This is a genomic window from Pseudomonas sp. EA_35y_Pfl2_R5 (genome assembly GCF_963970805.1).
Classification (GTDB): Bacteria; Pseudomonadota; Gammaproteobacteria; order Pseudomonadales; family Pseudomonadaceae; genus Aquipseudomonas.
In genome coordinates this window covers 112,993-130,097 of record NZ_CAXAOW010000001.1, presented here as the reverse complement: position 1 = coordinate 130,097, position 17,105 = coordinate 112,993, and the positions used below count along the sequence as shown (strand labels likewise).

Sequence of the window (17,105 nt, the reverse complement as noted above, 5' to 3'; positions counted from 1 at the left end):
GCGGCTAACCCATCCTACGGTTGCCTATCGAGATCACCATGTCCCAACGCCCCTATCGAATTGCCCTCAACGGCTACGGCCGCATTGGCCGTTGCGTGCTGCGTGCATTGCATGAACGTGGTGCAGGGGCGCAGCTGGAAATCGTCGCGCTGAATGATTTGGCCGACCAGGCCAGCATCGAATACCTGACCCGTTTCGACTCCACCCACGGGCGTTTCCCCGGTGAGGTGAAGGTCGATGGCGATTGCCTGCATATCAATGGCGACTGCGTGAAAGTGCTGCGCCAGGCGTCACCGGAAGGTATCGATTGGGCCGCCCTGGATATCGATCTGCTGCTGGAATGCTCTGGCCAATACACCAGCCGCGCTGATGCCCAGCGTTTTATCGATGCGGGTGCGCCACGGCTGTTGCTGTCGCAACCGATGGCCAGCGAGGCGGATATCGATGCCACGGTGGTCTTCGGGGTCAATCAGGATTGCCTGAGTGGCCGTGAACAGCTGGTGTCGAACGCGTCCTGTACCACCAACTGCGGCGTACCGTTGTTGAAACTTCTCAACGAGGCGGTGGGTCTGGAGTATGTCTCCATCACCACCATCCACTCCGCGATGAACGATCAGCCGGTAATTGACGCTTATCACCACGAAGACCTGCGCCGCACGCGCTCGGCCTTCCAGTCGGTGATTCCGGTGTCCACCGGTCTGGCGCGCGGCATTGAGCGCTTGCTGCCGGAACTCTCTGGGCGCATCCAGGCCAAAGCCATACGTGTGCCGACGGTGAATGTTTCCTGTCTGGATATCACCCTGCAGACCGCTCGCGATACATCGGCGGCCGAGATCAATGCGGTGTTGCGTCAGGCGGCCGAGAGCGGCCCGCTAAAAGGCCTGCTGGCCTACACCGAACTGCCCCACGCCAGCTGTGATTTCAACCACGACCCGCATTCGGCGATTGTCGACGGCAGCCAGACCCGTGTCTCCGGCCCGCGTCTGGTGAATTTGTTGGCCTGGTTCGACAACGAATGGGGTTTTGCCAACCGCATGCTGGATGTCGCCGAACACTTCCTTTTAATAGCCAACCCACAAGTGAGCGAGCTAGAGCGAGACAAGGCAAAAACAGGCGAAGAAGCGCAGTTTACGGGTGGTAAATGAGCATTCTGAGCCTGTTTTTAACGCAGTATCGCCGACGCGCAGCCGCTTGTGGCTTGGCGCAACCAGCCCCCGTGAAGGACTGATATATGACTGTTCTGAAGATGACCGACCTCGACCTCGCCGGTAAGCGCGTGCTGATCCGCGAAGACCTCAACGTGCCGGTAAAAGACGGTGTGGTGAAGAGCGACGCGCGCATCCTCGCCTCCCTGCCGACCATCAAGCTGGCGCTGGAGAAGGGCGCCGCCGTGATGGTCTGCTCGCATCTGGGACGTCCGACTGAAGGCGAGTTCAGCGCAGAGAACAGCCTGGCCCCCGTCGCCGCCTACCTGAGCAAGGCCCTGGGCCGCGACGTACCACTGGTCAAGGACTACCTCGGCGGCGTTGAACTCAAGGCCGGTGAGGTCGTGCTGTTTGAGAACGTGCGCTTCAACAAGGGCGAGAAAAAGAACGCTGATGAGTTGGCCCAGCAATATGCTGCCCTGTGCGACGTGTTTGTCATGGATGCCTTCGGTACGGCTCACCGCGCCGAAGGTTCGACCCACGGCGTGGCCAAATTCGCCAAGGTCGCTGCGGCCGGTCCGTTGCTGGCTGCCGAGCTGGACGCTCTGGGCAAGGCCCTGGGTAACCCGGCCAAGCCAATGGCTGCTATCGTTGCGGGCTCCAAGGTGTCGACCAAGCTCGACGTGCTCAATAGCCTGAGCCAGATCTGCGACCAACTGATCGTTGGCGGCGGCATCGCCAACACCTTCCTCGCGGCTGCCGGTTTCCCGGTCGGCAAATCACTGTACGAAGCCGATCTGGTCGACACCGCCAAGGCCATCGCTGCCAAGGTCAGCGTGCCGTTGCCGGTCGATGTGGTGGTGGCTAAAGCCTTTGCCGAAGACGCCGAAGCCACCGTCAAGCTGGTGGCCGATGTGGCCGAAGACGACATGATTCTGGATATCGGCCCGCAGACCGCCGCGCAGTTCGCCGAGCTGCTGAAGTCGTCGAAGACCATTCTGTGGAACGGCCCGGTTGGCGTGTTCGAGTTCGATCAGTTCGGCAATGGCACCAAAGTGCTGGCCCAGGCCATCGCCGAAAGCCCAGCGTTCTCTATTGCCGGCGGTGGCGACACCCTGGCGGCCATCGATAAGTACGGCGTTGGCGCGCGGATTTCCTATATCTCCACCGGTGGTGGTGCATTCCTTGAGTTCGTCGAGGGCAAAGAGCTGCCGGCTGTGGAAGTGCTTGAAGTCCGCGCCAAGGATTGATGCGCGTAACGGGCTTGTTCGGCGCGTGGTCAGCATGGCCCTGCTAGGGTGAAGGGCGAGTCTCTGTATCTGCACGGGTAACCCCCGGCAGATCGGGTTGTCTGAGTAACCAAGCAAGGAGTGTGACCATGGGCAGGTTTGTCGTATTGGTGGTTATGGGTTTGTTGTTGGTCGGTTGTGCGGATAATGTCCGGGAAGATGCCTGCAAGGTCTTCAGCCCTGCGCAGATCGAGACGCCGAGCAATCAAGATGCCCAGCGTATTGATAGTCAAAGCGGCAGTGGTGCCGACGGCGGAATGCCGGATCAGCGCTGCTGACAAGGGAAACGGATGACGGGAAAAGGATGGATTGGACTGGCCGCCGCGATGCTGTTGCTGGGGGCATGCGCCAGCCAACCGGCACCGAGTGATGAGTGGACCCGTTGGGTCTGCGACAGTCAGGCCGAGGTGCTGTGGCGCTTTACCGATAGCAGCCGTGAAGCGCTCGACCTGCGGCTGGGCGGCGGCGATATCGTCCACCGGCTGGAACTGGAGCCTGCGGGCTCTGGCGCGCTTTACAGCGACGGTATGCTGGCCTTCCACACCAAGGGCGATGAAGGCCTGGTATACCGGGTGGCCAATAACGACCTGATTGGTCGCGGCTGTAAGGCGCAGTAGCGGACAAGATTGATGGCGGGCTCAGGTGGCCCCCCAGGCTTTACCCTCGCGCTCCGTTGGTGTGCGAGACGGGCAGGGCGCAACCCCTGGTCCCAGAAACTTGAACACGGCCCGCCCCTGCGGCAGGCTGGCAACGATTAACGATCCTTTGCGGGAGACAGGAAAACCATGGCACTTATCAGCATGCGTCAGATGCTCGACCACGCCGCCGAATTCGGCTACGGCGTGCCGGCCTTCAACGTCAATAACCTCGAGCAGATGCGCGCGATCATGGAAGCGGCCGACAAGACCGACTCTCCAGTGATCGTTCAAGCGTCTGCTGGCGCGCGTAAATACGCTGGCGCGCCGTTCCTGCGTCACCTGATTCTGGCGGCCATCGAAGAGTTCCCGCATATCCCGGTGTGCATGCACCAGGACCACGGCACCAGCCCTGACGTCTGCCAGCGCTCGATCCAGCTGGGCTTTAGCTCGGTGATGATGGACGGCTCGCTGAAAGAAGACGGCAAAACCCCGGCCGACTACGACTACAACGTCGCCGTAACTCAGCAGACCGTGGCCTTTGCTCACGCCTGCGGCGTGTCGGTAGAAGGTGAGCTGGGTTGCCTGGGCAGCCTGGAAACCGGCATGGCCGGCGAAGAAGACGGCGTTGGCGCCGAAGGCGTGCTGGACCACAGCCAGATGCTAACCGACCCGGAAGAGGCCGCCGACTTCGTCAAGCGCACCCAGGTCGATGCCCTGGCCATTGCCATCGGCACCAGCCACGGTGCGTACAAGTTCACCAAGCCGCCGACCGGCGACATCCTCGCCATCGACCGTATCAAGGCGATCCACGCGCGCATTCCCGACACCCATCTGGTGATGCACGGTTCTTCTTCGGTGCCGCAGGAGTGGCTGGCGATCATCAACCAGTACGGCGGCGACATCAAAGAAACCTACGGTGTGCCGGTTGAGGAAATTGTCGAAGGCATCAAGTACGGCGTGCGCAAGGTCAATATCGATACCGACCTGCGTCTGGCGTCCACCGGTGCCATGCGCCGCCTGATGGCCACCAACCCGAGCGAGTTCGACCCGCGCAAATTCTTCGGCGCCACCGTGACCGCCATGCGCGATATCTGCATCGCCCGTTACGAAGCCTTCGGCACCGCCGGCAACGCCTCGAAGATCAAGCCGATATCCCTGGAAGGCATGTTTCAGCGTTATGCCAAGGGTGAGCTGGCCGCCAAAGTGAATTGATCACTGCAGCGTCAATCGTTCAAGAAAAAGCCCGCTGAATTCAGCGGGCTTTTCTTTTGGCAGCATCCTACGAGGGAGAGCCTACGTGGACCGCACTGCTGCTGTTGTTCGTCCTACTTGGACGCTGGCTCAGTGGTCACATGATCGACCTTCAGCACGTAGAACGTCGCTGCACCGGCTTCGGTTTCATAGCCGCTGTTGTCCTGGGTGTAAACGCCGGCCTTGAAGTACAGAGGCTTGGGCGCCCATGCAGGATCAACATGGGTCGACCATTGCGTGCCCTTGACGTTTACCGCCAGCAGCCCCTTGGGTGTCAGGCGCAGGGAGTAGGTGAAGCGCTGATTCAGCTGGACGCCACTGAGTACGGTGATCACCTGGCCCACCTCATCCAGTGGGTGGGTGCGGACTTTGGCGACGATGTTGGCGGTGCCGGTCTTGGTCTTGTATTGGAACTCCAGCTTCACCATTGGCTTGTTACTGCCGTGCGCGTGAATCTGACCGATCACCACCTTGCCGGTAGAGGGCACCTGAGTAACGGCTACGGCCGCGCGCAGGATGTTGTCGGCGCTGGGGTAAGTCCAGTTGCGCAGTTTGCCGTCGGCATAGGTTTCGCGCAGCTCGCTACGGGGATAGCTGGCATTGCTGGTGGTTGTGCCATTGACGGGGGCCCAGAAAATAATCGAGCCGTCATCTGACTTGAAGTAATAATCCTGATAGCCGCCCGCTAGCAGCGGGGTCTCGATGGTGGTTGCCGGTACACCGACGGGAATGGAGAGGTTCCAGATTGCAAGATCGATCATGACTGAGTTCTCGATAGAGAACTTTCAGTCGGGCATTTCTCATCCGCGAGTTAGTAGCGATGTACTCGGCATTCCGGCCTGTGTGCTCGAACTAAAAGTTAGGCTAGGGAAAGACGGCAGGGGCGCCGCATTGCTTCGACGGCCTGGGCCATCGAGACGGAAGGCTTTATACGCGTGATGACGGAGGTTGTTAATTGATGTTGGCGTTTTTCTTGACGTCAAAAAAATGTTTATTTGGCGCTTGGCTATTATTTTGCCAGTAGAAAATAGACGTGAAAAAAACGTGTATAAATTCACGCCTTGATAACAAAGGAAAGTTTTCTGAGTCAGGCGTCAGTTTTTTGGAAGGCAGGTAGGGGTGGGCGTTTTTCTATGCGCAAATATCCGACGAGTGGATACATAGTGGCTTACCGGCGCTGGGTTTTTAGGGCGTTTGGGGTGGCAATTTTTCCTGCCTTACTGGTTGGTTGTGCAGGGCCTGCACGATTAACACCAGTACCGTTAGCGGCACCCTTGCCGAGCGATCCGCAGGCTTGCCTTACTCGCGCCGAGTGCAGCATCAAACTGTCACGTACGCTGCTCTTTGTCTTCGATTATGCCGCTGCCGGCGCGCCGTTGGTGCAGCGTGAGGGTCGGCTGCTGTTCACTCCAGCCGATGCGCCAGTCACGGACTGGCCGGCGCTGTATTTCCGCCTGGCCGAGACTGAGCAAAGCGCCTTTGCCTTTAATGCGCAGTGCCGGGCAACCGCCTGCCGCCTGACGGTAGAACAGTTGCTGCAGATTTACCGCAGCTACCTGGCTGACAATCCTTGTCCCATCAGCGCGGCGGTGTGCCGTGTCGACTAGTGCCTACGATTTGTCCGGCAAGTTGGCCAGAAACGCCAGAATCGCTGCCTGCACCCGTGGCGTGTCATTCGGCGAAAGGATGTCGCCAGCCAGCACATGGTGCGACGGGTCTTGGGTGTCCTTGAGGGCAATCAACTGTTTGTGCGGCGAACCGAAGCGGGCGAAAGCTGTTTCGATAGCGGCGGCGCTGACCACCTGATCGCCGTTCGAGTAGATGGTCAGCAGCGGCGCCTTGATCTGCTCCAGCGGCTGTTCACGCACGTATTTCACCAGCGCCATCATTGGCAGCAATGCCTGCACCGGATAGCGGTGGCTCCAGTAACGCGCCTGCTGCGGATTATGCGGCTGCCATTGATGCTCAGGCCCCAGCAGCAAGGGTACGAAATGCGTGGCCCAGGGCCAGGTCAGCACGGTAGCTGCCGGGTCTTTGGGGGCGAAATTTGGCGACACCATGATATAGGCCAGCACTTGCGGGCTATCGCCCTGCAGTGCGAGCCAGGTGGCGAGGGTGGCGCCGGTCGAGGTACCGATCACCAGCACTTGTTTTCCCAGGCGCTGACCTATCTGCAGCGCTTCCTGGCTGTCTTGCAACCAGTCGTTCACGCTGGCCTCGGCCATCGCCGCGCCGCTGCGGCCGTGACCGTTCAGGCGGGTGTAGAACAGGTTGGCGCCCAATTGCTGGGCCAGTTGATCGCTGAGCGGCGCGGTTTCCTGGCGGGTGGCTGAGTAGCCGTGCAGGTAGATGATCGCCACATCGGTTTGGCGCTGGTCCGGATGGGCCCAGACGATAGTTTTTTCTGCCCCAGGGGTAATGTCCGGGTGGCGCGCTTCGGTCTCGGCTAGATATCGGTTGAGGTCAGCGGGCAGCTCGACAGGCTTCAGTTGTATGTCGACTGGCGGCACCGGGCCGAGGCCGAATGCCACGGCGAGCAGCGCGAGGGTCAGCGCACAGTAGGACAGGGCTTTTTTCATCGTGCAGTTCTTGTATGGGTTGTTGGCAGGCGGGTTGCTGGCATTGTGCTACAGCAGTCATAACTGCGCCTATCGCCCATTTGTGGGCTTGGTAAAACCATGTAAAACACCTGCCACATACAGTGCACCGTGCTGGTCCATACTCGGGCCACTGTCGTCTCTGGAAGTCCGCCCGCATGCCGAGCAAATTGCGCACTCTGTTGTACTTCTTTATCGCTGTGCTGCTGACGAGTGTGGCGGGCAGCGTACTGCAGACGCAGTTCAATCTGGCCAACCTGCAAGCACTCGGCGCGCCCATGCCGCTTGACGTGCGTGCCTATACCACCTGTCTGGACCTGCTGGGCTTTAGCCCGACTTTCGCGGTGTTGGTACTCCTCGGTTTTCTCTTTGCCTTACCGGCGGCCAGCGTGCTGGCACGCGCCTGGCCAATGTGCCGCTGGCTGCTGTTTACCCTGGCCGGTGCGCTGGCTGTGCTGGCGGCGATGGCGCTGGCCAATGCGTTGCTGCCGATGCCAACGTTGATCGGCGCCAACCGCAGCCTCGCTGGCACTCTCGGGTTGATGGCCTGTGGCAGCCTTGGGGCACTGCTATTTGCCCTGTTGGTGCGGCGTTTTCGCTCCGCGTAACCCTGACTCATTCCTCTGCAAGCAAAAGGCCCGAATCATGTTGAATACTTCCCGCGCCCTGATGTTGCTTGGTCTGCTTGGCAGCAGCTTGTTGGTACACGCCATGGATTACCGCATCGAAACCGTGACCGAAGGCCTGGAGCATCCCTGGTCGCTGGCCTTTTTGCCGGATGGGCGCATGCTGGTGACCGAGCGGGTCGGGCGTCTGCGCATCATCGAGCAGGACGGCAGCCTCAATCCGCAGCCGGTCGGTGGCGTACCCGAGGCTTTTGTCGCCGCTCAGGCCGGGCTGATGGAGGTGTTGCTTGACCCTGAATTCGCCAGCAATAAGCAGCTTTATCTGAGCTACGCCTACGGCACTACCCAGGCCAATAACACCCGTCTGAGCAAGGCGCGGCTGGTCGATGGTCAGTTGCAGGATGTGCAGGTGTTGTTCACCGCGCAGCCGGCCAAGTCCGGTGCCGCGCATTACGGTGGGCGTATGGCCTGGCTGCCGGACAGCAGCCTGGTGCTAACCCTGGGCGACGGTTTCGACTGGCGCGAGCAGGCCCAGGACCCGAGTAGCCACCTCGGCAAGATCGTTCGCCTCAACCGTGATGGCAGCATTCCCAAGGACAACCCGCTGGTGGGCCAGACCGGCGCCGCTGCGGAAATCTACAGCCTGGGCCATCGCAACGTGCAGGGCATCGTCTATGACAACCAGCTGCAGCGCCTCTACAGCCACGAGCACGGCCCGCGCGGCGGCGATGAGTTGAACCTGATCGAGCCCGGCAACAACTATGGCTGGCCGCTGATTACCTTCGGCATCGACTACACCGGTGCGCAGATCTCGCCCTATACCGAACTGCCTGGCCTGCAACAGCCCTTGTTGCAATGGACGCCCTCGGTGGCACCGTCGAGCCTGACCCAGTATCGCGGCGCATTGTTCCCCGAGTGGCAGGGCGATCTGTTTGCCTCGACCCTGGCCGAGCGCAGCGTGCGCCGCATCCGCTTGCAGGATGGCAAGCTGGCCGGTGAGGAAGTGTTGTTTGAAGAGTTGGCCGAACGTATCCGCGATGTGCGCGGCGGGCCGGATGGCGCGCTGTACCTGCTTACTGACAGTGCTGACGGCCGCCTGCTGCGCGTGGTGCCGAGTCAATAACCACGCCACCAAAAGCCGCACCCTGGTGCGTGCGGCTTTTGGCATAATCCACGGCCCTATCGTGCCGCGTCACCTAGACCATGACCCCGTTTAAATACCTGCAAGGCTACCCGGCTCAGCTGCAAGACAAGATTCGCCAGCTGATCGCCGAACAACGTCTGGGCGATTATCTGGCGCGATCCTACAGCGGCAAGCATGCGATCCAGAGTGACAAGGCGCTGTACGCCTATATTCAGGGGCTCAAGCAGGAGCACCTGCGCAATGCGCCGGCCATCGACAAGGTGCTCTACGATAATCGCCTCGACCTGACCCACCGCGCCCTCGGCCTGCACACGGCGATCTCGCGGGTGCAGGGCGGCAAACTCAAGGCGAAGAAGGAAATCCGCGTGGCTTCGTTGTTTCGCGAGGCCGCGCCGGAGTTTCTGCAGATGATCGTGGTGCACGAGCTGGCGCATCTGAAGGAAGCCGAGCACAACAAGGCCTTCTACAAGCTTTGCGAGTACATGCTACCCGGCTACCACCAGTTGGAGTTCGACCTGCGGGTGTATCTGACCTGGCGCGAATTGCCGGGCACGGTTCCCTAGAATCTGTTTACGGTCTCGCGAGCTAGAGCCATGCAAGGCGCTACGCCAGTAACAGCCTTCGGCTGGTCAAAGCGGCGAGGAAGCGGAGTTTACGTGCGGTAAATGAGCATTCCGAGCCTGTTTTTAACGCAGTAGGGCCGAGGCGCAGCAGATCTTAAGCAGGTTCTAGCCCCGCAGCCGTAAATTGAGCTGATCCACCACTTCGGCCCATTCGGCGTCGGCCAGCAGTTGCTGGCGGAGGAAGTCTGCCTGGGCCTTGTCCCAGAACGGCGCGTCGGCCAGCAGGCAGTCCTCCGCTAGGGGTGAGTGACGCTTGATAAACAGGTCGATGCTGATCGGGTCATGCTCGAGACCCAGTTGCTGGAACAGTGTTTCGAGTTCTAGAGTGTTGGTTTGCATGAAGATCTCCCCTGAAAGCTATCGGCTGATAGCCCTTTAGTCGACCAATAGATGCGTAAACAGTTGCATGATGATGCATTGCTCCACTTGCGTATCCGATTGACCTGCTAGGCTGGCAAATACCGCCATCCCGTGGCTGAGGCCGCTACTCCATGTGTTCGAACTTTCTGCGCCGGCTGTCGCTGGCGTTTTGCTGTGTGCTGCTGATCGCGCCCCTGTCAGCGCGCGAATTGTTGGCGGTAGGCAGCAACTTTCCTGGCGTGTTCGAGCAGAACGGCAGCGGTTATAGCGGCCTCGCCACCAGCGTATTACGCCAGGCACTGGAGCCGTTGGGCTATCAGGTTCGTTTCGAGCTGCATCCCTGGGCTCGTGCACAGCACATGGTGGCGCGCGGTGAGGGCGATATCCTTATTGGGCCCTACAAAAACGCCGCGCGTGAGCAACTCTTCGCCTTTTCCGCTCGGCCCTTCTACCGCGATCACATCGTTTTTTACCGCCCACGTGGCCGCGGGTTGCGTTGGGATGGCGACTATCAGCAGCTGCTCGGTCGGCGTATTGGTGTGGTGCGTGGGTGGGTCTATGGCGCGCATTTCGACAGCCGGCGAGAGCAGCTCAAGTTAGTCACCGTGCAAGGCGTCGAGAATGGCCTGAAGATGCTCGGCGCCGGCCGCCTGGACCTGCTGGCCAGCAATCAGCGCAATACCCAGCCGGTGCTTGTGGCGTTGGGCTTGGCCGATAAGCTTGAGCAGCTGGAACCGCCGATCGACCTGCAGGATGGTTACTTCGCCTTTCCCCGCAAGGGCCGTTATGGGCCTTTACGTGAGGAGCTCGATCGGGCGCTGCAACAGATGATCGAGCAAGGTCAGTTGGCGCAGTTGGCTGCCGACTGGCAGGTGGATATTCCTTAAACGATCCGCACAATCTCCAGCAGTTGCACGCCACTGGCCACCCGTAGGGTCACTTCGTCGCCGACGGTCTTGCCAAGCAGGATCTGCCCAAGTGGCGCGTGCGGGCCGATCACCTGAACCGTCTGGCCGTCCTGTTGCAGTTTCATGGCTGCACCGTCCGGGCCGAGGAACAGGCATTGGTGGCGATCTTCGTCGTCGCTCAGCTCGATCAGCGCGCCGAGCTGGATGCCCAGTTGAGGGTCAAAAGCGCGTAACACCAGCTGCTTCCAGTTCGCCAGGGTCTGGCGAATAGCGGCTGCGCGGCGTGCCTGCCCGGTGGCCAGGTAGGAAGCCTCCAGGCCGAGGGTGTCGTATTTGTTCTCGGCGATATTTTCTTCGTGGGTCGCCGTTTCATAGGCGGTCAGCGCCGCCTGCTGGGCCTGCAGCAGGTCATCTTCGAGGCGGGCGATAACCTGTTGCAGCAACTGGGATTTGTTCATGCGTGGCTCTTCAGTAGATGTGCGGCCAGGGTGCGCAGCGGCCCGAGCTGGCGGCAGATCAGCGCCAGCTGGGTTTGCACCAGGCGTTGCTGGTCATCCAGGTCGTCGCTGAGTTGTTCAAGCTCGGCCGCCAGTTGCTCTTCGGCGTCACTGTGGATGGCCACCGGGCGCTCTTCGTTCAGGCAGCTAGCAATTTCCTCCAGGCTGGCGGCCAACTGGCTGGCGCTGGCCAGTAGCGGGTTGTCGCTGCCGCTCAGGCTGGTTTCGCCACGGTGCGCGCCGAGTCCCGAGAGGTAACTCAGGAGGGTGTGTGAGAGCACCAGAAAGCGAAAGCCAATATCCGCCTCCTTACGAAAGTGCCCCGGCTCCATCAGCATATTGCCCAGGGTGGTCGACAGCGTGGCGTCGGCGTTGTGCGCGTTGCGTCGGGCCAGGCGATAGGCCAGGTCGTCGCGCTTGCCGTTGGCGTACTGGGCGATGATCTGCTGCAGGTAGCGGCTGTTGCAGCTCAGGGTGCTGGCAAGCAGGCGATTCAGGCGCCGGCCCTGCCAGTCCGGCAGGATCAGCAGCACCGCCAGGCCGGCGATCAGGCTGCCGAGCAGGGTGTCGACCAGGCGTGGAATAAACAGCCCGTAGCCATCGCCGACCTGGTTGAAGCAGAACAGCACCAGCAGGGTGATGGCAGCCGTGGCCAGTGTGTAGCGGCTGCTGCGCAGGGCGAAGAACACCACCCCGGCGACCACCGCGAACAACGCCTGCACCAGCGGGTTGGGGAACAGATCGAACAGCGCCCAGCCAAGTAGCAGGCCGAGCACCGTGCCGCTGATGCGCTGCATCAGCTTGAGCCGGGTCGCGCCGTAGTTCGGCTGACAGACGAACAGCGTGGTCAGCAGAATCCAGTAGCCCTGGGTCGGGTGGATCCAGTGCAGCAGGCCGTAGCCGACGGTCAGGGCGCAGGACAGACGCAGGGCGTGGCGAAACAGCAGCGAGGTCGGCGTCAGCTGTAGGCGCAGGCGTTCCCAGACATCTTTGAGTGACTGCGGCTCGCGGTCGAGCAGGCTGCTATCCTGCTGCTCCGCCATGGCGTCTGGGTTGCTGGCGTTGCCCAGCAGGGTATCCAGGCTGCGCAGGTTGCCAGCCAGGGCGCCGAGGGAGCGCAGCAGGTGACGCCAGGCCGGGTTGCTCTGCACGCGCAGGTGTTCGAGGGAATCGTGCAGGTCGTCCAGCGCCTGGCGGCACAGCTCGCGGTATTCGAACGGCTGGCGCAATTCGATGGCTTGGGCCAGGCGCTGGCAGGCTTCGCCATGCAAGCGCAGCAGGCGCTGGCAGCGAAACAGCACATCGCTGTGGAAGAACGCTTCGGCCAGCTCGTTGTAGGGGTAGTGCGAGGAGCTGGCGCGTTCGTGAATGTCCTGGGCGAGAAAGTACAGTTTCAGGTAGCGGCTGACCTTCGGCCCCGGCCGGCCATTGCCGACGCGGTGCAGGATGATTTCTTTGGCCGCATTCAGCGCGGCCACCACGCGACCGTTCTGTTTGGCCAGGGCCAGGCGGCGCTCTTCCACGTCCAGCTGACGCAGCGGCTCGAACAGCGCCGCCTTGAGCTTGAGGTACTGGCCCAGCTCACGAAACAGCCGCGCCAGGCTGTGCTGCACCGGCTGGTTGGCGAACAGCGTATTCCACAGCACGGACAGCAGGCCATACCAGGCTGCGCCCGCCACCAACAGCAGAGGCTCCTGCCAGAGGCCCGCCGCGCCGCCGCGCTGCTCCACGCCGATCATGCTGTACACCGCGAGAATCAGCGTGGCTGCGCCAAGGGTGGCGTAGCGTTCGCCGAGTGCGCCGAGCATGGTCAGGGCAAAGCTCGACAGCGCCAGGGCGCAGACGAACAGCCAAGGGTAGGGGAACAGAAACTCCACCGCATAGGCCGCCACGCTGAAGCAGCCGAGGGTGACCAGCAGTGCCACCAGGCGGCCTTGCCAGCTGTCGTCGGTTTCCGCCAGGGCGCTGGCGATGACGCCGAGAAACAGTGGAATCAGCGCATGCATCCAGCCCTGCGACCAGCACAGCAGCAACGCCCCGCTGAGGGCGATATACACCCGCAGGCTGTAGCTGAATTTGTCCTGGGCCCAGAGGCGACGAAACGAGTGGCGAAGTGAGGGTGGCGACATCAGGCGGTGGCCTTAGCGTGAAACGTACGCGCAAGACTAAAGCAATAACCCGGGCTACGGCACGCCCTGTTGCCAGGCTTGGGCCGCCAGGCAGTGAAGGCACTTGGCGAGCCCGGTAGGCTCTGCGTTGAGCTGAGCGCTCTGCATCAAAGCGGCCAGACCAGCAGCAACAGCGGTACGCTGATTGCCACCACCAGAATTTCCATTGGTAGGCCCAGGCGCCAGTAATCGCCGAAACGAAAGCCTCCGGGACTAAGAATCAAGGTGTTGTTCTGGTGGCCGATGGGGGTCAGGAATGAACAGGACGCGCCGATGGCCACGGCCATCAGCAAGGCATCCGGGTTGACGCCGAGCTGGCTGGCGGCGCTCAGGGCAATCGGGCACATCACGGCAGCCGTGGCGGCGTTGTTCATAAAGTCCGAGAGGGTCATGGTCACCACCAACAGCAGCGTCAGTACCACCACCGGATTACCCTGGGCTAGGTGCTCCATCAGCAGGCGCGCAAGCAGGTCGGCCGCACCGCTTTCGGACATGGCTCCGGCAATGGGAATCATGGCGCCGAGCAGCACGATCACTGGCCAGTCGATGGACTCATACAGCAGGCGCAACGGCACCACGCGGGCCACCATAAAGACCAGCATCCCGGCGGCGAACGCCACGGCTGCCGACAACACGCCGAACGCCGCCAGCGCCACAGCCAGGAGCATTACGCTAACCGCAAAGCCGGCCTGGGTCGGGTTGGGGATGCTGATGGAGCGGTCAGCCAGTGGTACGCACTCAAAGTCATTGGCGAAGTCGGCGATATCGCCCGCTTCGCCCTGTACCAGCAAGACATCGCCTTGTTCGAGCTGGGTCGACCGCAGTCTCTTGATCGAGCGATGGCTCTGCCGCGAGATCGCCAGCAGGTTGATGCTGTAACGGTGGCGCAAATGAATATCGCTGGCGGTCTGACTGACTAGCCGAGAGTCCCGGCGCACCAGCAATTCTTGCAGCACTCGTTCGTCGTCGCTGCTGTCTTTCTTCTCCTCGGTCTTGGTTTTCTCGGCCGTGCCTGCATCAGCGTCTTCATCGTCCGCTGCCTGCTTGGCCGCTTCGAGCGTCAGTCCCAGGGTGCTGAGGACCTCTCCCAGAGATTCCGGCTCGGCCTCGATCACCAGCACGTCATCAGCCTGAAGGACGCGCCGCGGGTTGGGTGCCGATAAGCGCAACTTGTTACGTACCATGCCCACTACCTGGGCATCGGCCTCCTCCAGCAGTTGTTCAACTTCACGCAGGCTCTTGCCCACGGCGTTGGCATCTTGCTTGACGCGGGCCTCGGTAATGTAAGTGCCGGTGTCGAAACTGGCGACACCGGCCACCTCGCGGCGCGGCACCAGTCGCCAGCCGATCAGGCTAATAAACAGTACGCCGGCCAGGGCCACGGCGACGCCCACCAGGCTGAAGTCAAACATGGCGAACGGCCCTGCGTCAGTCTCGGCCCGGAAGCTTGAGACAATCAGGTTGGGCGGTGTGCCAATCAGGGTGGTCATTCCTCCCAGAATGGTACCGAAGGCCAGTGGCATCAGGAGGCGACCGGGGGGCAGCTCTTGCTTGCTGGCGATTTTCAAGGCAATCGGCATCAGCAGGGCTAGAGCGCCGACGTTGTTCATAAAGGCCGATAGCAAGGCGCCCAGGCTGGTCAATGCAGCGATCGAGAGCATGGGGCCGGCATCAACGGGTAATATTCGCTGAGCCATGGCGTCCACCGCGCCGGTCCTCTGTAAACCGAAGCTGAGTACCAGCACACAGGCCACGGTGATCACTGCGGGGTGGCCAAAGCCGATAAACGCCTGTTGATCCGGCACCAGGCCGGTGATCACGCAAGCCAGCAGGGCGCCGAGCGCGACGATGTCATGACGCCAGCGGCCCCACAGAAACAGGCCCATGGTCGCGACGAGAATGGCGAAGATCAGTCCTTGCTCTTGGGTCATGGCGATACGCTTATTCGATAGAGGTTAAAGATGGCGGTTTAGCTATGCCCGGCCAATAGGCGGCCTACACCACAGTGCTGACAGCGGTTTAGACATAGTGTGCCGCCGCATAGCCCGAGGCCCAGGCCCACTGGAAGTTGAAACCGCCCAGATGGCCAGTGACATCCAGCACCTCGCCGACAAAATACAGCCCCGGCGATTTCAGCGACTCCATGGTCTTCGACGACACCTCGCGGGTATCCACGCCTCCCAAGGTGACCTCGGCGGTGCGGTAGCCCTCGGTGCCGGCTGGCACCAGCTGCCAGTCGCCGAGCTGCTCGGCAATCGCCTTGAGTTCGGCGTGGGTGTACTGCTTCATCGGTTTGGAGGCGAACCAGTTGTCCGCCAGCAGCCCGGCCATCTTTTTGGTAAATAGCTCGGCGAGCAGGGTTTTCAGCTCGCTATTGGGCCGCTCGCGCTGCTGCTCGGCCAGCCACTCGGGCAGATCAATATGCGGCAGTAAGTTGATGCTGATGGCCTCGCCGGGTTGCCAGAATGAGGATATCTGCAGAATCGCCGGGCCGGACAGGCCGCGGTGGGTAAACAGGATATTTTCCTTGAAGCTCTGGCCGTTGCAGCTCACCACGCAGTCTTCCACCGAGGTGCCGGACAGCTCGGTGCACAGCGTCTTGAGTTGCGGGTCGGTAATGGTGAAGGGCACCAGGCCGGCGCGGGTCGGCAGCAGGGTATGGCCGAATTGCTTGGCCACCTGATAGCCGAAGCCGCTGGCGCCGAGGGTCGGAATCGACAGGCCACCGGTGGCGATCACCAGTGACTCGCAGCGCACCAAGCCGGCGCTGGTCTGCAGCTGGTAGCCGCTGTCCAGTTTGCTGATCTCACTGACCGATGTGTCCAGGCGCAGTGTCACGCCGGCTTCATCGCACTCGCTGAGCAACAGACCGAGGATGTCGCTGGCCTTGTTATCGCAGAACAGCTGGCCGAGTTTCTTCTCGTGGTAGGGCACGCCGTGCTTGGCCACCAGGCCGATAAAGTCCCACTGGGTATAGCGCGCCAGGGCGGATTTGCAGAAGTGCGGGTTCTCCGAGAGAAAGTTGCCCGGCTCGCAGTACATATTGGTGAAATTGCAGCGCCCGCCGCCGGACATCAGGATCTTCTTGCCTGCCTTGTTGGCGTGATCCAGCAACAGCACCTGGCGTCCGCGTGCGGCAGCCGTCAATGCGCACATAAGCCCGGCGGCTCCGGCGCCAATAATCACGACCTGGGGTGTAAGCACAGCCATTTCCTCAACCTGCGACACGCGCCAAGGCTGGCGCAGAACAGCGCGCATCTTAACTGCAAGTTGTCGGGTGCGCTTGCGGGCGGGACCTGAGGTTGTAGGTCATTACCTGCATGCCAATATCTAGCAGGTCGGTACTGAATGGAATTTCGCCGCAGGCATGGAAACCGAAGCGTGAGTAGAAGGCTTGTGCCGCGCAACATCCAGCCACAGCCGCTCTTGTTGGCGTGCTGAAGCACGCTCACAGATAACCCTCAGTAACTGCATGCCATAGCCTTTGCCGGTCGCGGACTTGAGCAGATAGATCTTCTGCAGTTCTGCGCCCACTGCGTTATGCAGTGGCATGCGGCTGTTCCAGTTGAGTTTGGCAAAGCCCTGAGTATTGCCGGCCGCGTCCTCGGCCAGTAGCCATAGATGCTGGTCCGTCGCCGCGAGCGAGCTGGCTAGGTTCTCGCTTGAAAAATCAACGGAAAGAAAGCGCTGCATCCCCGCGGGCGTCCAGATTCCACTGAAATGCTCACGGTAGGTATCGCAGCCGATGCGCTGCAACCTTTCTAGATCAGCATCTGCGGCATCGTGAATGCGTAGGGGTTGTTGTGGCGCCATGTGGCGGAACTCCTGTTTGCCGCGGTGGATTGTTGCCTGCACAGAG

At 61.3% G+C, this 17,105-nt stretch carries 18 protein-coding genes; 10 read left to right on the top strand and 8 right to left on the bottom strand.

What is annotated here, in order from left to right; all coding sequences use genetic code 11:
- Positions 1–38: 38 nt before the first annotated feature.
- The 5 genes from epd to fba all read left to right on the top strand — a co-directional run bounded on the left by epd (position 39) and on the right by fba (position 4,284).
- Positions 39–1,145 (top strand): erythrose-4-phosphate dehydrogenase, encoded by a 1,107-nt coding sequence (gene epd / locus AACX99_RS00550; RefSeq protein ID WP_339408904.1) that lies wholly within the window; start codon positions 39–41, stop codon positions 1,143–1,145.
- Between the two features lie 86 nt (positions 1,146–1,231).
- The gene (locus tag AACX99_RS00545) at positions 1,232–2,395 is read left to right on the top strand and encodes a phosphoglycerate kinase (RefSeq protein WP_339408903.1); all 1,164 of its coding nucleotides are present in this window, start codon (positions 1,232–1,234) and stop codon (positions 2,393–2,395) included.
- A gap of 128 nt (positions 2,396–2,523) precedes the next feature.
- Positions 2,524–2,712, top strand: coding sequence for a hypothetical protein (locus AACX99_RS00540; protein ID WP_339408902.1), 189 nt, complete (start codon positions 2,524–2,526; stop codon positions 2,710–2,712).
- A gap of 12 nt (positions 2,713–2,724) precedes the next feature.
- Positions 2,725–3,051, top strand: coding sequence for an MliC family protein (locus AACX99_RS00535; protein ID WP_339408901.1), 327 nt, complete (start codon positions 2,725–2,727; stop codon positions 3,049–3,051).
- A gap of 168 nt (positions 3,052–3,219) precedes the next feature.
- On the top strand, positions 3,220–4,284 hold the full coding sequence (gene fba / locus AACX99_RS00530; protein WP_339408900.1) for a class II fructose-bisphosphate aldolase: 1,065 nt from the start codon (positions 3,220–3,222) through the stop codon (positions 4,282–4,284).
- Between the two features lie 113 nt (positions 4,285–4,397).
- Here the strand turns inward: fba and AACX99_RS00525 are convergent, their stop codons facing one another.
- A complete protein-coding gene (locus AACX99_RS00525) occupies positions 4,398–5,084 on the bottom strand; it encodes a polysaccharide lyase family 7 protein (protein ID WP_339408899.1) in 687 nt (228 codons plus the stop codon).
- A 513-nt stretch (positions 5,085–5,597) separates the two neighbouring features.
- On the opposite strand from AACX99_RS00525, the gene AACX99_RS00520 reads away from it, so the two are divergent.
- The gene (locus tag AACX99_RS00520; protein WP_339408898.1) at positions 5,598–5,930 is read left to right on the top strand and encodes a hypothetical protein; all 333 of its coding nucleotides are present in this window, start codon (positions 5,598–5,600) and stop codon (positions 5,928–5,930) included.
- 3 nt (positions 5,931–5,933) lie between these two features.
- Here the strand turns inward: AACX99_RS00520 and AACX99_RS00515 are convergent, their stop codons facing one another.
- Positions 5,934–6,902: an alpha/beta hydrolase gene (locus tag AACX99_RS00515; RefSeq protein WP_339408897.1), complete on the bottom strand. Its 969-nt coding sequence runs from the start codon at positions 6,900–6,902 to the stop codon at positions 5,934–5,936.
- A gap of 176 nt (positions 6,903–7,078) precedes the next feature.
- Between AACX99_RS00515 and AACX99_RS00510 the strand changes: the two genes are divergently transcribed.
- From AACX99_RS00510 to AACX99_RS00500, 3 genes are all read left to right on the top strand, one after another.
- Positions 7,079–7,528 (top strand): hypothetical protein, encoded by a 450-nt coding sequence (locus AACX99_RS00510; RefSeq protein WP_339408896.1) that lies wholly within the window; start codon positions 7,079–7,081, stop codon positions 7,526–7,528.
- A gap of 37 nt (positions 7,529–7,565) precedes the next feature.
- The gene (locus tag AACX99_RS00505) at positions 7,566–8,669 is read left to right on the top strand and encodes a PQQ-dependent sugar dehydrogenase (protein WP_339408895.1); all 1,104 of its coding nucleotides are present in this window, start codon (positions 7,566–7,568) and stop codon (positions 8,667–8,669) included.
- 80 nt (positions 8,670–8,749) lie between these two features.
- Entirely contained in the window at positions 8,750–9,253 is a 504-nt protein-coding gene (locus AACX99_RS00500; protein ID WP_339408894.1) for a M48 family metallopeptidase, read from the top strand.
- Positions 9,254–9,418: 165 nt separating this feature from the next.
- On the opposite strand, the gene AACX99_RS00495 is transcribed toward AACX99_RS00500, so the two are convergent.
- Positions 9,419–9,652 carry a DUF2789 domain-containing protein gene (locus tag AACX99_RS00495; protein WP_339408893.1) on the bottom strand — a complete coding sequence of 78 codons (234 nt, stop codon included), beginning with the start codon at positions 9,650–9,652 and terminating at the stop codon, positions 9,419–9,421.
- Between the two features lie 152 nt (positions 9,653–9,804).
- On the opposite strand from AACX99_RS00495, the gene AACX99_RS00490 reads away from it, so the two are divergent.
- Entirely contained in the window at positions 9,805–10,560 is a 756-nt protein-coding gene (locus tag AACX99_RS00490) for a substrate-binding periplasmic protein (RefSeq protein ID WP_339408892.1), read from the top strand.
- Here the strand turns inward: AACX99_RS00490 and AACX99_RS00485 are convergent.
- From AACX99_RS00485 to AACX99_RS00465, 5 genes are all read right to left on the bottom strand, one after another.
- The gene (locus AACX99_RS00485; protein WP_339408891.1) at positions 10,557–11,039 is read right to left on the bottom strand and encodes a GreA/GreB family elongation factor; all 483 of its coding nucleotides are present in this window, start codon (positions 11,037–11,039) and stop codon (positions 10,557–10,559) included. The genes AACX99_RS00490 and AACX99_RS00485 overlap by 4 nt on opposite strands.
- Positions 11,036–13,207, bottom strand: coding sequence for a YccS family putative transporter (yccS, locus tag AACX99_RS00480; RefSeq protein ID WP_339408890.1), 2,172 nt, complete (start codon positions 13,205–13,207; stop codon positions 11,036–11,038). The genes AACX99_RS00485 and yccS overlap by 4 nt, the downstream gene beginning before the upstream one ends.
- A gap of 146 nt (positions 13,208–13,353) precedes the next feature.
- Positions 13,354–15,177, bottom strand: coding sequence for an SLC13 family permease (locus AACX99_RS00475; RefSeq protein WP_339408889.1), 1,824 nt, complete (start codon positions 15,175–15,177; stop codon positions 13,354–13,356).
- Positions 15,178–15,265: 88 nt separating this feature from the next.
- Complete coding sequence (locus tag AACX99_RS00470) at positions 15,266–16,456, bottom strand: NAD(P)/FAD-dependent oxidoreductase (protein WP_445261827.1); 1,191 nt, start codon at positions 16,454–16,456, stop codon at positions 15,266–15,268.
- A gap of 120 nt (positions 16,457–16,576) precedes the next feature.
- A complete protein-coding gene (locus AACX99_RS00465; RefSeq protein WP_339408888.1) occupies positions 16,577–17,059 on the bottom strand; it encodes a GNAT family N-acetyltransferase in 483 nt (160 codons plus the stop codon).
- Positions 17,060–17,105 lie beyond the last annotated feature (46 nt).

Bases quoted from the DNA above. Each gene is read 5' to 3' on its own strand.
- AACX99_RS00540 (WP_339408902.1), top strand. From the start codon at position 2,524: ATGGGCAGGTTTGTCGTATTGGTGGTTATGGGTTTGTTGTTGGTCGGT.
- AACX99_RS00510 (WP_339408896.1), top strand. From the start codon at position 7,079: ATGCCGAGCAAATTGCGCACTCTGTTGTACTTCTTTATCGCTGTGCTG.
- fba (WP_339408900.1), top strand. From the start codon at position 3,220: ATGGCACTTATCAGCATGCGTCAGATGCTCGACCACGCCGCCGAATTC.
- AACX99_RS00465 (WP_339408888.1), bottom strand. From the start codon at position 17,059: ATGGCGCCACAACAACCCCTACGCATTCACGATGCCGCAGATGCTGAT.
- AACX99_RS00470 (WP_445261827.1), bottom strand. From the start codon at position 16,456: ATGGCTGTGCTTACACCCCAGGTCGTGATTATTGGCGCCGGAGCCGCC.
- yccS (WP_339408890.1), bottom strand. From the start codon at position 13,207: ATGTCGCCACCCTCACTTCGCCACTCGTTTCGTCGCCTCTGGGCCCAG.
- AACX99_RS00505 (WP_339408895.1), top strand. From the start codon at position 7,566: ATGTTGAATACTTCCCGCGCCCTGATGTTGCTTGGTCTGCTTGGCAGC.
- epd (WP_339408904.1), top strand. From the start codon at position 39: ATGTCCCAACGCCCCTATCGAATTGCCCTCAACGGCTACGGCCGCATT.
- AACX99_RS00475 (WP_339408889.1), bottom strand. From the start codon at position 15,177: ATGACCCAAGAGCAAGGACTGATCTTCGCCATTCTCGTCGCGACCATG.
- AACX99_RS00525 (WP_339408899.1), bottom strand. From the start codon at position 5,084: ATGATCGATCTTGCAATCTGGAACCTCTCCATTCCCGTCGGTGTACCG.
- AACX99_RS00500 (WP_339408894.1), top strand. From the start codon at position 8,750: ATGACCCCGTTTAAATACCTGCAAGGCTACCCGGCTCAGCTGCAAGAC.
- AACX99_RS00535 (WP_339408901.1), top strand. From the start codon at position 2,725: ATGACGGGAAAAGGATGGATTGGACTGGCCGCCGCGATGCTGTTGCTG.
- AACX99_RS00515 (WP_339408897.1), bottom strand. From the start codon at position 6,902: ATGAAAAAAGCCCTGTCCTACTGTGCGCTGACCCTCGCGCTGCTCGCC.
- AACX99_RS00545 (WP_339408903.1), top strand. From the start codon at position 1,232: ATGACTGTTCTGAAGATGACCGACCTCGACCTCGCCGGTAAGCGCGTG.
- AACX99_RS00485 (WP_339408891.1), bottom strand. From the start codon at position 11,039: ATGAACAAATCCCAGTTGCTGCAACAGGTTATCGCCCGCCTCGAAGAT.
- AACX99_RS00495 (WP_339408893.1), bottom strand. From the start codon at position 9,652: ATGCAAACCAACACTCTAGAACTCGAAACACTGTTCCAGCAACTGGGT.
- AACX99_RS00490 (WP_339408892.1), top strand. From the start codon at position 9,805: ATGTGTTCGAACTTTCTGCGCCGGCTGTCGCTGGCGTTTTGCTGTGTG.